General features: G+C 75.0%; 15 protein-coding genes. 7 read left to right on the top strand and 8 right to left on the bottom strand.

All coding sequences use genetic code 11. From position 1 onward, the window contains the following. Positions 1-51: 51 nt before the first annotated feature. The 5 genes from BX285_RS25225 to BX285_RS25205 all read right to left on the bottom strand — a co-directional run bounded on the left by BX285_RS25225 (position 52) and on the right by BX285_RS25205 (position 4131). Positions 52-756: a phosphonatase-like hydrolase gene (locus BX285_RS25225; RefSeq protein ID WP_097235805.1), complete on the bottom strand. Its 705-nt coding sequence runs from the start codon at positions 754-756 to the stop codon at positions 52-54. A 65-nt stretch (positions 757-821) separates the two neighbouring features. Beyond that, positions 822-1943 carry a TIGR03364 family FAD-dependent oxidoreductase gene (locus BX285_RS25220; protein WP_121178257.1) on the bottom strand — a complete coding sequence of 374 codons (1122 nt, stop codon included), beginning with the start codon at positions 1941-1943 and terminating at the stop codon, positions 822-824. 151 nt (positions 1944-2094) lie between these two features. Next, complete coding sequence (locus BX285_RS25215) at positions 2095-2610, bottom strand: pyridoxamine 5'-phosphate oxidase family protein (protein WP_097235807.1); 516 nt, start codon at positions 2608-2610, stop codon at positions 2095-2097. Positions 2611-2794: 184 nt separating this feature from the next. Continuing rightward, positions 2795-3466 carry a phosphatase PAP2 family protein gene (locus tag BX285_RS25210; protein ID WP_257032357.1) on the bottom strand — a complete coding sequence of 224 codons (672 nt, stop codon included), beginning with the start codon at positions 3464-3466 and terminating at the stop codon, positions 2795-2797. Then, the gene (locus BX285_RS25205; protein WP_143685687.1) at positions 3463-4131 is read right to left on the bottom strand and encodes a DedA family protein; all 669 of its coding nucleotides are present in this window, start codon (positions 4129-4131) and stop codon (positions 3463-3465) included. The genes BX285_RS25210 and BX285_RS25205 overlap by 4 nt, the downstream gene beginning before the upstream one ends. Before the next feature lie 172 nt (positions 4132-4303). Between BX285_RS25205 and BX285_RS25200 the strand changes: the two genes are divergently transcribed. From BX285_RS25200 to BX285_RS25190, 3 genes are all read left to right on the top strand, one after another. Beyond that, complete coding sequence (locus BX285_RS25200; protein WP_097235809.1) at positions 4304-4753, top strand: BlaI/MecI/CopY family transcriptional regulator; 450 nt, start codon at positions 4304-4306, stop codon at positions 4751-4753. Further along, complete coding sequence (locus BX285_RS25195) at positions 4750-5871, top strand: M56 family metallopeptidase (protein ID WP_259470785.1); 1122 nt, start codon at positions 4750-4752, stop codon at positions 5869-5871. The genes BX285_RS25200 and BX285_RS25195 overlap by 4 nt, the downstream gene beginning before the upstream one ends. Before the next feature lie 172 nt (positions 5872-6043). Further along, entirely contained in the window at positions 6044-7486 is a 1443-nt protein-coding gene (locus BX285_RS25190) for a helix-turn-helix domain-containing protein (protein ID WP_220783972.1), read from the top strand. 42 nt (positions 7487-7528) lie between these two features. On the opposite strand, the gene BX285_RS25185 is transcribed toward BX285_RS25190, so the two are convergent. Continuing rightward, a complete protein-coding gene (locus BX285_RS25185) occupies positions 7529-8029 on the bottom strand; it encodes an SsgA family sporulation/cell division regulator (protein ID WP_097235811.1) in 501 nt (166 codons plus the stop codon). A gap of 329 nt (positions 8030-8358) precedes the next feature. Here BX285_RS25185 and BX285_RS37520 point away from each other — a divergent pair, with 329 nt between their 5' ends. From BX285_RS37520 to BX285_RS25170, 3 genes are all read left to right on the top strand, one after another. Continuing rightward, complete coding sequence (locus BX285_RS37520) at positions 8359-9534, top strand: hypothetical protein (protein ID WP_183107218.1); 1176 nt, start codon at positions 8359-8361, stop codon at positions 9532-9534. Between the two features lie 212 nt (positions 9535-9746). Then, positions 9747-11021: a TerD family protein gene (locus BX285_RS25175; protein ID WP_121179002.1), complete on the top strand. Its 1275-nt coding sequence runs from the start codon at positions 9747-9749 to the stop codon at positions 11019-11021. Positions 11022-11228: 207 nt separating this feature from the next. Further along, entirely contained in the window at positions 11229-11717 is a 489-nt protein-coding gene (locus tag BX285_RS25170; RefSeq protein WP_121178252.1) for a GNAT family N-acetyltransferase, read from the top strand. A gap of 5 nt (positions 11718-11722) precedes the next feature. Here BX285_RS25170 and BX285_RS25165 read toward each other — a convergent pair whose 3' ends face one another. Further along, on the bottom strand, positions 11723-12415 hold the full coding sequence (locus BX285_RS25165; protein ID WP_121178249.1) for an RraA family protein: 693 nt from the start codon (positions 12413-12415) through the stop codon (positions 11723-11725). 148 nt (positions 12416-12563) lie between these two features. On the opposite strand from BX285_RS25165, the gene BX285_RS25160 reads away from it, so the two are divergent. Further along, positions 12564-13157 carry a Uma2 family endonuclease gene (locus BX285_RS25160; protein WP_121178247.1) on the top strand — a complete coding sequence of 198 codons (594 nt, stop codon included), beginning with the start codon at positions 12564-12566 and terminating at the stop codon, positions 13155-13157. Positions 13158-13226: 69 nt separating this feature from the next. Here BX285_RS25160 and BX285_RS25155 read toward each other — a convergent pair whose 3' ends face one another. Continuing rightward, positions 13227-14156, bottom strand: coding sequence for a proline dehydrogenase family protein (locus BX285_RS25155; protein WP_121178244.1), 930 nt, complete (start codon positions 14154-14156; stop codon positions 13227-13229). Between the last annotated feature and the right edge of the window lie 78 nt (positions 14157-14234).

Below are 14234 nucleotides of genomic sequence, written 5' to 3'. Positions count from 1 at the left end.
ACTTCCTGCTCCGCCCGACGTCCTGCTCCCCCAGGGCCCGGACTGCCCCGGTCAGCCCCGGACGGGCCCCAGCAGCGCCGGCAGCTCCGCCACCGATCCGAGCACGTGGGTCGCGCCGTCGGCCCGCAGCCGGGCGGCGTCGTGGGCGCCGGTGAGGACGCCGGCGACCACCGCGGCGCCCGCCCGCACGCCGGTCAGCATGTCGTAGCCGGTGTCCCCGGCGACGGCGATCTGCCGCACCGACTCGGTGCCCGTGCGCAGCAGCGCGGTGAGCGCGAGGTCCGGGTACGGGCGGCCGCGCCCGGCCTCGGCGGGGCAGAGGGTGAGGTCGGCGACGGACTGCCAGCCGAGGGCCGTGAGGATGCGGTCCTGGGTGGCCCGGGAGAAGCCGGTGGTCAGGACCACCTTGCGGCCCTGGCCGCGCAGTTCGGCGATGGCCTCGGCCGCGCCGGGCAGGGCGGCGCAGTGGCCGGCGTCGACCAGGTCGTGGTAGGCGGCCTCGAAGGCGGTGTTGGCCCGCTGGGCCTTCTCCTCCTCGCCGAACAGGTGCCGGAAGACGGAGATCTTGGACTCGCCCATGGTGGCGCGCACGTGCGCCAGCATCGGCTCGAAGTCGGGGCTGCCGGCCTCGACGCCGAGGGTCGCCGCGGCGGCGGTGAAGGCCTGCTCGACCAGGCCGCCGTCGGCCACGGTGGTGCCGGCCATGTCGAGCACGACCAGCCGGATGTCGGCGGTCGTCCGGTTCGGATCGGTCACAGCAGTCACAGCGGTCACATCGGTCACAGCAGTCACAGGGGTCACATCGGTCACGTCGACGTTCCTTACAGGTTGGCGAGTTCGGCGGTGGTCTCGGCGATGGCCGGCGAGCAGGTCATGCCGCGGCCGCCCGGGCCGGTGACCAGCCAGACGCCGTCGCGCACCCGCTCGCGGTGGACGACCCGGGTGGTGTCGACGCACTGGGCGTACACCCCGGCCCAGCGGCGGCGGATCCGCGGCAGCGGGCGGCCGAGCAGGTCCTCGGCGACGCCGACCAGGTGGTCGTACGGGTCCTCGACCACGTCGAAGCCGAAGGGCTGGTCGTACTCGTGGGTGTCGCCGATGGTCAGCCCGCCGTCGCGCCGCTGGACCATCAGCAGCTGCATCTTGTGCTCGGCGGCGGTCTCGGGCTGCGGCTGCACCTCGCGCAGCCGGTCCAGGGCGGTGCCGGCGAAGGCGGGGTAGTAGCGGAAGCTGTCGCCGTCGGCGACGGAGCCGGTGAGGGTTTCGCCGAGCGGGTCGGTCTGCATCATCTGGAGCCGGACTCGGCGGACGGGCAGGGCGGGGGCGAGTTCGCGGACCAGGCCGCCGAGCCAGGCGCCGGTGCAGAGGACGACCAGGTCGCCGGTGTGGGTGTCGCCGTGGTCGTCGCGGACGGCGTTCTCGCCGATCACGTCGCGGACCTCGCGCCCGGGCAGGAAGGTGTAGCGGCCGGTGGCCTGGAGGGCGGCGCGCAGCGCGGGCTGGGCGGTGCGGGGTTCGACGGCGGCGTCGCGCTCGCACCGCAGGGCACCGAGCAGCTTGCCGCGCAGGGCGGGCTCGGCGGCCCGGACCTGGTCGGCGTCGAGCAGCCGGTAGCCGCGGGCAGCGGCGTCGGGCAGGGTCAGGGCCTGCTCGGCGACGGCGAGTTCGGCCTCGGTGCGGATGGCGGTGAGCGAGCCGTTGGCCCGGAAGCCGAGGTCGGGGACACGGGCGCCGATGCGCTCCCACAGTTCGCGGGCGCGCAGCGCGGTCTCCAGTTCCTCGCCCCGGGCCCGGCCGCTGACCCAGACCAGGCCGAAGTTGCGGACCGAGGCGCCGCGCGCCTCGGTCTCGCGCTCCAGGTGGACGACCTCGTGGCCGCGTTCGACGGCCTGCCAGGCGTGCATGGTGCCGAGCACGCCTGCTCCTACGACGATGACTCTCATGCGGCCAGAGTGGTGCGCCCAGGTGTCCCCGGGGCGTCGGAACGCCGTCCCGCAGGTGAACCACCTGAAAAGTTGTATAGCCAACCCGCGAGTAGGCGGAGGCCGCAACCGAGCGCCCGCCCGACGCCTGCAGCCACGCCCGCTACGAACGCTACGAACGCGCCACCCGCGCCCGCAGGTAGTTGCGCCGCCCGAAGTTCGGCTCGTCCACGGCCGTCAGCTCCTCCACCTGGAACCGGTACAGCGCCGCCGCCCCGCCCCCGGTGAGGAACTGCCGCCGGACCTCCTCGTCCTGCGCGAAGGAGGGGTACCGCCCCTGGTACGCGGCCAGCGCCGCCTCCGCCTGCCGCCCCCAGGCCTCGCTCGCGCTGCCGGTCAGCTGCAGCCCGCGCAGCTGCTCGCCGAAGACCGGCGGCGGCAGGAAGACGGTGGCCGCGGCCCGGGCCTCCTCGGCCAGGTGGTGGCTGTGCCGGGTGGAGCGCTCGCTGACGAAGTACAGGACGAGGTCGTCGTCGTACGCGAAGAAGGCGAGATTGGCGTGCGGCCCGTGCTCGTGGCCGGCGGTGGCGAGGGTGAGCACCATGGCCTCCGCCAGCAGCCCCTCCACGCCCTTGTGCAGCAGGTCGCCCGGCCAGTTCCCCTGCGTGATGTCGAGTCTGTACGGCATTCGGCACTCCCTCCGCTGGCACCGCCCCGGAGCCCTCGCGCCCCGGGCACGACTGAGCCGGGCGGGCGCCTCCCGGGGGAGGCCCCACGCCCGGCTCACATGCTCTACCCGCCGCCCGAGTCGCAACAAGGGCCGCAGCAAAGGCCGTACCGGCAGTCGCGACAGGGGTCGATCGGGTCGGGGGTCAGTGCCGCCCGGCGCCGTACGGGGCGTACCCGGGCGCGACGGCCGGCAGCTCCCCGGGCCCGAGCAGCGGCCGCAGCGGGCCGGACCGCATCCGGCCGACCAGCGGCCCGCAGCGCCCGGCGAGCGGCGCCAGCACCACGGCGACCAGCACGCCGACCAGCGCGCCCGCCGCTACGTCGTGCGGGTAGTGCACGCCGACCCAGACCCGGGAGGCGGCCATCAGCACCGCGAACAGCCCGGCGATCCAGCCCAGCCGCCGGTTGACGAACCAGAGCGAGGCCGCGGCGGCGAAGGCGATCACCGAGTGGTTGCTCGGGAAGGACCAGTCCCCGGTGGCCGGGCAGGTCTCCAGCGAGACGCTGCCGGGGATCTGCGCGCAGGGCCGCAGCTCCTCGACGATGCCCTTGAGCACCGAGTTGGCGGCGTACGCGACGACCACGATCACCGGCGAGGCGAGCACCCTGGCCATCACCGTCGAGTCCGCGCCGCGCGCCCGCCACCACGCCCAGAGCATGAACAGCGCGAACAGGCCGAGGCCGATCGCCGACCAGACCTTGATCACTTCGTCCAGCCAGTGCGGGGCCGCCTCGGCCCACTTGTTCACCTGGGTGTAGAGGCTGCCGTCGATGCCGCTGCCGTCGTAGACGGCGAGGATCCGGGAGGACGTCACTTGTCACCTCCGTGACGGCGCGCCTGACGGGCACGGAACAGTTCGAGAACAATGGGGAGCACGGAGACAACTACTACCAGACCGATGATCGGCAGCAGATATCGGTCGATGCCGGGGATCGACGAACCGAGCCCGTACCCGGCGAGCACCACGCCGACCGTCCAGACCGCCCCGCCGGCGACCTGCCAGACGGTGAACGAGCGGACCGGCACGTCCAGCACGCCGCAGAGCGGATTCAGCACCGTTCGGACCACCGGGATGAACCGGGCGAGCACGATCGCCTTGCCGTGCCCGTACCTGGCCAGCAGTTCCTCGGCCCGGGCGACGCCTTCCCGCAGGCTGCGGCGCTGCGAGCGGCGCAGCAGCGCCCGTCCGCCGCGCCGGCCGAGCAGGTAGCCGACCTGGGCGCCGGCCAGCGCCCCGACCAGGGCGGCGGGCAGCACCTGCCACAGTTCCAGCTGCGGGCCCTTGGTGGCGCCGGGGACGCAGAGCAGTCCGGCGGTGAACAGCAGCGAGTCGCCGGGCAGGAAGAAGCCCACCAGCAGGCCGGTCTCGGCGAACAGCACCACGGCGATGCCGAGCGCGCCGAACGCGGCGAGCAGTGAGGACGCGTCCAGCGGGTTCACCGCGAGGTGAACGGCCGGATCGCCGGGGAACTGGAGCAAGGCTGGCGGACCTCCCGTACGTTGGGGGGCGGTTCCCGGCACGACCCGCCCGGACCGGGGGCTCCGCACGGAGCCGCCCCGCCCGGCGGTGCCCGGCCGAACCCGCCCGGACCGTCTACAGTGACGTAGACGGTCTACATGACTGTAGACGAAACCTGGAGGAAGCGCCGCCATGTCCGACGTACCGTCCGTCCGCCGGCCCGCCGGGGAGCTGGAGGCCGAGGTGCTGGCCGCCCTCTGGTCGACCCGGCAGCCGATGACGCCGCAGGACGTCCAGGCGACACTCGGCGGGGACCTCGCCCGCACCACGATCGCGACGATCCTGGCCCGGCTGCACGACAAGGGGACGGTCGAACGCACCCGGGCCGGCCGCGCCTACGCCTACACCCCGACCGTCCAGGACACCGCCGGTCTGGCCGCCCGCCGGATGCACACCGAACTGGGCCGCGAGGCCGACCGCTCCACCGTGCTGGCCCGCTTCGTCTCCGACCTCTCCGCCGAGGACGAGCAGCTGCTGCGCGACCTGCTCGGCGACGGCGCGACCGACGGCGGCCCCGGTACCGGCGGAGCCCCGAACGGCAACCGGCCGGAGGCGGGTGCACCGGAGGCGGCCGGCCGATGATGATCGCCGTCTGGGCCCCGCTGCTGCTCCCCTTCCTGGCCGCCCCGCTGGCCCGCCGCCTCGCCGAGGCGCTGTCGCCCCGGGCCGCGGCCTGGATGCTGGCCGGCAGCGCCACCGTCCTGGCCGGCGGCACGCTCTGTTCGCTGGGCCTGCTCGCCGCCGCCGGACTGCTCCAGCTGCCACCGGTCGCCGCCCTCGGCCACCTCTCGCTGCCCTGGCTCAGCTCGGCCGCACCGGCCGCCCCGTTCGCCGCCGTCGCGGCCGCCCTGGCGCTGGCCGCCCTCACCGCCCTCGCGGTGCGCACCGCGCGTCGCCGGCGGCGGGAGCTGCGCGCGGCCCGGGCCGCCCTGCCGAGCCGGGCCCGGCCTGGCCGGCACGACCGGCATCCGGAGGTGCGCCGGGCGCGCACCCCGCAACCGCTCACCCCGCCGCGGCCCACCGGAACCCCACTGCCGCCCACCGGAACCCCGTTGCGACGCACCGGCGCCGCGCTCGGCGCCCTGCTGCGGCCCGGCGAGCCCCCGCTCACCGTCCTGGACGACGAGCGCGCCGACGCCTTCGCCCTGCCCGGCCGCCTGCCCCGCCCCGGCCGCGCGGGCGAGCCCGGCCGGATCGTGGTCACCTCCGGCATGCTGCGTGCCCTCAGCGGGCCCGAGCGCTCCGCCCTGCTGGCGCACGAGCGGGCCCACCTGGCCGCTCGCCACCACGTCTTCCTCGCCCTCGCCGAGCACGCCGCCGCCGTCCACCCGGCGCTCCGCCCGCTCCGCACGCCCCTCGGGTACCACCTGGAGCGCTGGGCCGACGAGGTGGCGGCGGCCCGGGTCGGCGACCGCGCCGTGACCGCCCGCGCGGTCGGCCGGGCCGCCCTCGCCGCGAGCCGTTCCCCCTGGCCGGCCCGGCCCCGGCTGGCCCCGGCCGCCCACTCCGGCCCGGTGCCGCGCCGGGTCGCCGCGCTGCTCCGGCCCCGCCCTGCCGCCGCCCCCGGCACCGGGCTGCGGGCCGTCGGGCTGGCCCTGGCCGTCTGCCTGGCGCTGAGCACGGCCGCCACACTGGAGGCCACCGCCGACCTGCACCACACCGTCGAGGCCGCCCAGCAGGGCACGGGCGAACAGCCCTGACCGGGGCGCGGCCCGGCCCGGACCGCGCGCGGTCCGAGCCGGGCCCGGCCCGTTCGTACCGTCCGGTATGCCGACTTGGCAGACCCCATCCCCACGGGCCCACCGCCCCCGTACTCTTTCGTCAGCGCGTCAACCCCGGCGCGACCTCGAACGGCGGCGAGGAGCGAACCGAGTGCGGCAGACCGGACGGCAGTCCCGACGACCAGAGCGCCGCACCCCGCCGACCGCGGCGGAGCTGGCCAAGGTCCACGAGCGCACGCTCGCCGACGCCGCCGCCCGCGAGTTCGCCGGGCCCGCCTCCCCCGAGGACGCCGGCGCCCCCGGCCTGCTCCGGCCCCGCCCCGAGATCGACGACTCCTGGGCCCGGCTGCGCCGCCTCGGCCTGGACCCGGACACCGGCGCCGCCACCGTGCTGCTGGGCCCGGGCGAGATCGAGCAGCGCCGCCGCACCAGCGGACTCGACGCGATCATGCCGGTGCTCCGCGAGACCCTGCTGGAACCGACCGGCGCCCTCCCGCTGATCCTCGCCATCGCCGACGCCGAGGGCCACGTGCTCTGGCAGGAGGGCGAGCGCGGGCTGCGCCGCAGCGCCGACCGGATCGGCTTCATCACCGGCGCCCGCTGGACCGAGGAGAGCGTCGGCACCAACGGCATCGCCGTCGCCCTGCGCGCCCAGCGCCCGATGCACGTCCACTCCGCCGAGCACTACCTGCGCAGCCACCACTCGTGGACGTGCGTGGCCGCGCCCGTGCACGACCCCGGCACCGGGCAGCTGGTCGGAGCCGTCAACCTGAGCGGCCCGGCGCACAGCATCCGCCCCTACCTGCTCCAGCTCACCGCCACCGCCGCCCGGCTCGCCGAGACCGAGCTGCGCGCCCACCGGCTGGAGGCGCTGCACCAGCTGCGCACCCTGGCCGCCCCGGTGCTCGCCCGGGTCGGCGGCCCGGCCCTCGTGGTCGACGCGGCCGGCTGGACCGCCGCCGCAGCCGGACTGCCGCCGCCCAACCGGCTGCGGGTGCCCAGCGAGGGCTGGGCCCCGGCCGCCGTGCACTGGGTCCCCGGCCTCGGCGAGTGCGTGCTGGAACCGCTGGCCGACGGCTGGCTGGTGCGCCCGGTGCGCCCGCCCGGCGAGGACGGCTCCGGCGCGGTGACCGCCGAACAGGTCGAGGGCGCCCGGCTCCGGCTCGACCTGCGCCGCCCGGACCGCCCCGAACTGTCCGTCCGGGGCGCGGTCGGCAGCTGGTCCCACCCGCTCAGCCCGCGCCACGCCGAACTCCTGCTCCTGCTCGCCACCGGCCGCGAGGGCCGCACCGCCGCCCAGCTCGCCGAGGCGCTGTTCGGCGACGCGGGCCGGACGGTGACGGTCCGCGCCGAACTGTCCCGGCTGCGCCGCTACCTGGGCGGACTGCTGGCCCACCGGCCGTACCGGATCGCCGAGTCGGTGCTGGTCACGGTGGACGCGCCGGACGACCCGTACGACCTGCTGCCCGCCTCCTCGGCCCCGGCCGTCCGGCGGCTGCGGGCTGCGCTGGCCGCGGGCACGGCCCGGCTGCCCGGCGCGGCGCCGCCCGTCCCCGCGCCGCGCACGCCCGGGGACAGCCCGCTCGGCTGCTGAGCCGACCGGGCGTCAGCGGTGGCCGCCCTCGACCGGCCGCCCTCAGCCGTCCGCGAGCAGCGCGGCCAGCTGGTCGTCGGTGGGGCCGCAGTCGCGCTCCTGCTCCTCGGAGACCAGCGCGTAGGTACGGTCCAGCCAGGCCTGCACCCGGGGCTTGGAGGCCTCCAGCAGCGCGCTGCCGTGCGGGGATTCGAGGGCCAGGTGCAGCGTGGAGCCGTGGCACGGGCAGTACGCCGGCCACAGCTTGACGTCGCCCTGGCCGCTCAGCATGCGCAGGCCGTCGCGCAGCAGCTCGCGCGAGAACACCCAGTCGGCCTCGTCCGGACGCCCCAGGTGGAAGGTCAGCAGCACCTCGTACGGGCGGGCGGTCTCGTACCGGAACCGGGTTCGCACCTCGCCGACGACCTCCTCGCCCAGCGAGATCCGCAGCGTCAGCACGTCCTCCACCGCCGCCGGAGCGGCGGTGGAGCCGTCCCCATCGCCGCCCGTGGGGGTGGCGGCGAGGGGTGCACTGGAGGCTGCGGACAGCGGGTCGGGCGGCATGACGGTCTCTCCGGGACGGCGTGGGATGGACTCAGCCTGCGCCACCCCGGACCGGGCGGGCAAGGGTTGCAAGGGGGTTGCAACAGCCCCGGTCCGGCACCCCTCGACCCCGCCGCGCCTGTCGGACGGAACGTCAACTTCCTTGTGTCGAACGGATGTCCACGAAATGGATGGAACCCGTCCACGGTGCGACCGCCCGCTGGTACGCTCTCCCCCTCCCCGACGCGGGCCCGCGGCGGACCGGCCCCCGACGGCCGGAGCCGGGCCCGGCGGCAGCGCGTGGGAGAATACGGCGACGCGACGGCGGCTTCGGGGAGGGAGGGGTCCGGTTGGCTGCGCGCGAGGACACCGCGCGGGACGTGCAGCACGAACCCGCACGGCACGGCCGACACGGACGGCCCCGCCCGTTCGGCGGTCGGCTCCGACTGCCCACCCTGCGCTTCTCCGGCGCCGCGATGGCGATGTCCACCGTCGTCGGCATCAGCATCGCCACCACCCTCCTGCTCAACGAACAGCAGGGGATCGGCCGTCGGGCCGGCGTGGCCCGGGTCGGCACCACCCCGCCGCCCACCCCGGGCGCCACCGACCAGGCCGAGGCGGTCGCCGCGCAGACCCCGACCGGCTCCTCCTCCAACGCCTCTGCCACCGGCGGGCCGTCCGGCGCCCGCCCCTCGGGCCGTCCGTCCACGCACCCGTCGGGCGCGGCGCCGGTCATGGCCACCCCGCCCGCCAACCGCTCGGCCGACCCGTCGGCCCCGGCCGGCGGTCACAGCGCCGGAGGGCAGACCTCCGGAGGTCAGACCTCCGGTGAGCAGGACGCCCCGCCGCCCGGCACGCAGCTCGCCGGCACCGAGGCGGGCGCGCCGGCCGGGCCCTCGCCCTCCGCCCAGCCTCCGGCGCCGACCGCCGACCAGCCCGCGCCCGGCCAGTCGCCGAACCTGCCCGGGGTGAAGCCCACCGCACCCGCCCGCCCCGGGCCGCCGCCCGCCGCCACCGTCCCGGGCGCCTGCTCCACGGCACCCGCCGGAACCGACTCCCCCGACGGCACCGACCCCGAGGCCGACCACGCGCTGTCCGGCGCCTCCCTGGTCGCCCCGCTCGGCCGCGACGGCCTGCGGCACGAACTCGTGCTGACCGTGACCGAGCCGGTCACCGCGCTGCAGACCGAGTTCCGGCTCGCCCCGGGCGACTCGGCCCCCGGCCCCGGCACCGCCTGGACCGACCTGCCCGGCGCCGTGGTCACCGCCCAGCAGGAGCGCGGCACCCTGGTCTACCGCTTCACCACGCCGCCCGGCACCGACGTCCGGCCCGGCCACTACGGCTTCGGCGTGCGCGGCACCCGCCCGGCCGCCACCGACCCGTCCACGGTCCGCAAGTCGGTCCCGGCACCCCCGGCGGCCCCGGCGGAGAGCTGGAGCGCCTCCGCCTTCGCCATCGGCCACCCGCGCGCGGTCGCCGCACTCGGCGGCTTCGCCCCCGCCCCGCAGGCCCCCGCCTCGCGCTGACCGTCCCGACCACCCGACGGCCGCCCCGGCAGCCGGCTGTAGCCCCACGGTGACAACGTCTCGACAATCCGACGATCCGACAGCTGAGCTGCCCCGACGGGCGCATCCCCGCACCCTCGTTCGTTACTGTGGGCACCACCCGGCCCGGCTCCCCCGCAGCCCCCGACCGGGGCCGTCGTTCCGCACCCGAGGAGGAGTCCGTGCCCACCGTCCTGACCCAAGGCGGCAATGCACCACTGACCGCCGCGCGAGTGACCGTCGAGGTCACCGCGCCCAAGGCGCTGGACGTCTCCGGCCTGCTGCTGACCGACGCCGGAAAGGTGCGCTCGGACGACGACTTCGTCTTCTTCAACGCCCCGAACGGCCCCGGCGTCAGCCACCGCCCGGCCGCCGCCGGCTCTCCCGACGCGATCACCGTCGACACCCGGGCTGTCCCCGCCGCGATCACCAAGATCGTGGTCACCGCCAGCCCGGCCGACCAGAGCTCCACCTTCGCCGGGATGGAGCCCACCGCCACCGTCCGCGACGCCGACACCGGCGAGGTCCTGGCCACCTTCACCCCGCCCCGGCTGGGCCTGGAGACGGCACTGATCGTGGTCGAGGTCTACCTGCGCAACGGCGCCTGGAAGGTGCGCGCGGTCGGCCAGGGCTACGCCGACGGCCTCGCGGGCATCGCCACCGACTTCGGCGTCACCGTCGACGACTCCCCGGCCCCGGCCGCCGCACCGACTCCAGCCGCGGCCCCCGCCCCGGCCGCGCCGACCGTCCAGCTCGCCACTCCGCCCGCAGCTCCGCCCGTACCCCCCGCCGCCCCGGTGGACCCGCGGATCGCCCTCGCCACCGGCTCGCACCTGCTGCCCCCGGCCCCGCCCGCGCCGCCGTCCACGCCCCCCGCCCCGGCCGCGCCCGCCAAGATCACCCTGGACAAGGGCCGGGTCAACCTGGTCAAGGGCAGCTCCGTCTCCCTCGTCAAGAACGGCCGCCCCTTCCTCTCCTCCGTCCGGATGGCGCTCGGCTGGAAGTCCGCCGCCCGCGGCCGCGACATCGACCTGGACGCCTCCTGCCTCGCCTTCGACGCCCGCCACAAGCGGCTGGAGACGGCCTGGTTCATGAAGCTGAACATCTTCAACGGCGCGATCGCCCACTCCGGCGACAACCTGATCGGCGGCGCCGGCGGCGACGACGAGCAGATCACCGTCCACCTGGACGGCCTGCCCGCCGAGGTCCACGGCCTGGTCTTCGTCGTCAACTCCTTCTCCGGCCAGAAGTTCACCGACGTCCGCGACGCCTACTGCCGCCTGCTGGACGCCCGGACGGACGAGGAACTGGTCCGCTTCGACCTCACCCACTCCGAGCCGCGCACCGGCGTGGTGATGTGCAAGCTGGTCCGCCGCCCCGGCGGCGAGTGGGAGATGACGGCGCTCGGCGAGTACGTGGACGGCAAGACCGCCCGCGCGATGATCGAGCCCGCCGCCGCCCTGCTGTAGCGCCGCCTGTCTCCATCGACACGGCGGCCACGCCCGCGAATTCACCCTCCTGAGGCATCAAGTCGTCCACACCCCGGCTCGATTGCCTCTCAGGGGGGTGAATCGCACGCTCCCCCGCACCCGTTGAGGAGGGACCGGCGGACCGAAATCCTTCGGACCGGTCGAAAACCGCTGGACCGGCCGCCCGTCGCGGACCATCTTGTCCGGATGATCATTCGCGAAGCCACCCCCGAGGACTGGCCGGCCGTCTGGCCGTTCTTCCAGACCATCGTCGCCGCCGGCGAGACCTTCCCGTACCCCCTCGACATGCCCTCCGAGCTCGGCCGGGAGTGGTGGATGCTCGCCGCCCCCGACCGCACGGTGGTCGCGGTGGACGAGGACGGCAGGATCGTCGGCACCGCCAACATGAACCGCAACCGCCCGGGCAACGGCGCGCACGTCGCCAGCGCCAGCTACATGGTCGACCCGGCCCACCACGGCAAGGGCATCGGGCGGGCCCTGGTCGAGCACACCCTCGACTGGGCCCGCCGATCCGGCTTCCGCGCCATGCAGTTCAACGCGGTGGTCGCCAACAACCAGCACGCCGTGAAGCTCTACCAGTCGCTCGGCTTCGAGATCGTCGGCACCGTCCCCGAGGCCTTCCGGCACCCCGTCGACGGGTACGTCGGCCTGCACGTCATGTACCGGAAGCTGTAGGGCGGTTACTCCTCGATCGCCCCGCCGACCCGCCGCAGGTGCTGCCGGAAGCTGTACGACGGGTCGGCGGCGCGGCGCTCCAGGTACGCGTCGAAGGCGGTCTGCCGGCGCAGCGTGTCCCCGGCGGCGATCCGCTGGGCCTGCGCCCGCTCGGTCCGGGCGATCGCCGCGGCCGCCTCCAGCACCTCCCCGACCCGCTCGCCCGGGACGAACACCACTCCGTCCGCGTCGGCGAACACCACGTCCTCGGCACTCACCCGGTGCGGCCCGAACCGCGCCGACAGCAGCGCCTCCGGCTCCCGCTCGTCCAGCCGCAGCGGCCCGAGCGGCAGCGCACCGTAGCTGAACACCGGCAGCCCGATCGCCTGCAGCTCGGCCGTGTCCCGGTGCAGCCCCCACACCACGATCCCGGCGACCCCGGCGGCCCGCGCCTCCAGCACCGCGAGGTCCCCGATGCAGGCCTCGTCCGTCCGCCCCCCGTTGTCGATCACCAGCACGTCCCCCTCCCGCGCGCCCCCGTACGCCTCCAGGAACACGTCCACACTCCCGTAGTGCCGCACCGGCAGCGCCCGCCCCGCGGCCCGCGCCCCCACGACAACCCCCGACACCCCCGCCGGCGCCGCCCGCAGCCCCACCCCGAGCCGCACACAGGCATCCGCCACCAACGGCGTAGAAAGCTCCGCGAACTCCTTCAGCATCCCCAACTCCTCCCACCGAAGCCCCAGTTCACCACCCTGAGATCCTAGGACGGGACTCAAACTCACACCATCGGGTGAAAGTCCGCCGTATACGGCATAACCCGGTCAAACAGCGAATAGCGTGACGCCCATCTGAAGGAGGGGCATCATGAGTGCTGTGGCGCATGAGCAACCGATCACGGACTCCCCATCACAGGCCGACATCCTGCTGGAGAGCTTCCTGAGCCTGCACTCCCCCGAAGGCTTCCGAGCCGAGCTCATCGAGGGGGAGATCATCGTGGCACCACCGCCGGACGGCGATCACGAGGACTACATCAGCCACCTGATCAAGCAGGTGATCCGGCGTTCCAAGACCGACATGAGCGTTTCCGGCAGTAAGGGCCTCCGGCTCGTGAGCGGCGGCGCCTTCCCGAAGAATCACGTCATCCCGGATGCCACGTTCGCTCCTGAGGAACTCCGCCTGTTCCGCGGCGCGCCGTCCTGGATGGAACCGGACGGGGTCGCGATGGTCACCGAGGTCACGTCGAGCAAGCCCGACCAGGACCGCATCGCCAAGCGCCATTGCTACGCCCGGGCCGGCATCCCGCTCTACCTGCTCATCGACCGCGAGAAGTCGCAGGTCAGCCTCTTCTGCAAGCCGCACCGCGACGAGTACACCGAGGTGCATCTCGCCGCATTCGGTGAACCCCTCGTCCTCCCCGACCCCTTCGGCTTCGAGCTGGACACGAAGCCCTTCCTCTGAGAACGCGAAGCGGCTCGCACCCCCTCCCACACAGGGGGTGCGAGCCGTTCGGACCTGGTGGCCGCCGCGTCAGCCGCGGGTGGCCATGGCGCGCAGGAAGAAGGTCAGGTTGGCCGGGCGCTCGGCGAGGCGGCGCATGAAGTAGCCGTACCACTCCTGGCCGTACGGGAGGTAGACCCGCATCGTGTTGCCCTCGCCGGCGAGGCGCAGCTGCTCCTCGGGGCGGATGCCGAACAGCATCTGGTACTCGAAGGAGTCCCGATTGCGGCCGTTCCACTGGGCCAGCTGGCCGGCGATCTTGATCATGTTGGGGTCGTGCGAGGCGATCATCGGGTAGCCCTCGCCCGCCATCAGGATCTTCAGCGCGCGGACGTACGCGAGGTCGACCTCGTGCTTGCCCTGGAAGGCGACCGACTCGGGCTCCTTGTAGGCGCCCTTGCACAGCCGCACGCGCGAGCCGGCGCCGGAGAACTCCCGGCAGTCGGCCTCGGTGCGGCGCAGGTAGGCCTGCAGCACGACGCCCAGCCACGGGAAGTCCGCCCGCAGTTCGCGCGCGATGGCGAGGGTGGAGTCGGTGGTGGTGTGGTCCTCCATGTCGAGGGTCACCGTGGTGCCGGCGTCGGCGGCGGCCTCGCAGATGCGGCGGGCGTTCTCCAGCGCGATCTTCTCGCCGTCCACCGGGAGGAACTGCCCGACGGCCGAAAGCTTGACCGACACCTCGGCGCCGGCCGCCAGGCCGGTCTCCTTGAGGGCCTTGAGCAGGTGCTCGTAGGCCTCGGCGGTGCCGGCGGCCTGGGCGGCGTCCTGGGTGTCCTCGCCGAGGTGGTCCAGGGTGACCTTGCGGCCGGTGGCGATCAGGTCGTCGGTGGCGGTGACCGCGTCGTCGAGGACGTCGCCGGCGACGAAGCGCTCGACTATCGCGTGGGTCGGCGGGAACTTCTCGACCACGGTGCGGACCTGCGGCGACCGGGAGGCCGCGAGAAGGGCGGAACGGAGCATCGTGACTCCTGGAGCTGGTGTTTCCAAGGGTGGCAGAAAGGGGGCCGGGGCGGCGGCGTCAGGGGTGCCGCGCGTAGC

The organism is Streptomyces sp. 1114.5, assembly GCF_003635085.1.
Taxonomy (GTDB): domain Bacteria; phylum Actinomycetota; class Actinomycetes; order Streptomycetales; family Streptomycetaceae; genus Kitasatospora.
Note: the sequence above shows the minus strand (reverse complement) of the source record. Positions and strands in the feature narration are given on the sequence as shown.

Excerpts from the sequence above, each read along its gene's own strand:
- BX285_RS25220 (WP_121178257.1), bottom strand. The coding sequence starts at position 1,943 with ATGAGAGTCATCGTCGTAGGAGCAGGCGTGCTCGGCACCATGCACGCC.
- BX285_RS25215 (WP_097235807.1), bottom strand. The coding sequence starts at position 2,610 with ATGCCGTACAGACTCGACATCACGCAGGGGAACTGGCCGGGCGACCTG.
- BX285_RS25200 (WP_097235809.1), top strand. The coding sequence starts at position 4,304 with ATGTCCGACGTACCGTCCGTCCGCCGGCCCGCCGGGGAGCTGGAGGCC.
- BX285_RS25195 (WP_259470785.1), top strand. The coding sequence starts at position 4,750 with ATGATGATCGCCGTCTGGGCCCCGCTGCTGCTCCCCTTCCTGGCCGCC.
- BX285_RS25185 (WP_097235811.1), bottom strand. The coding sequence starts at position 8,029 with ATGCCGCCCGACCCGCTGTCCGCAGCCTCCAGTGCACCCCTCGCCGCC.
- BX285_RS25170 (WP_121178252.1), top strand. The coding sequence starts at position 11,229 with ATGATCATTCGCGAAGCCACCCCCGAGGACTGGCCGGCCGTCTGGCCG.
- BX285_RS25165 (WP_121178249.1), bottom strand. The coding sequence starts at position 12,415 with ATGCTGAAGGAGTTCGCGGAGCTTTCTACGCCGTTGGTGGCGGATGCC.
- BX285_RS25160 (WP_121178247.1), top strand. The coding sequence starts at position 12,564 with ATGAGTGCTGTGGCGCATGAGCAACCGATCACGGACTCCCCATCACAG.
- BX285_RS25155 (WP_121178244.1), bottom strand. The coding sequence starts at position 14,156 with ATGCTCCGTTCCGCCCTTCTCGCGGCCTCCCGGTCGCCGCAGGTCCGC.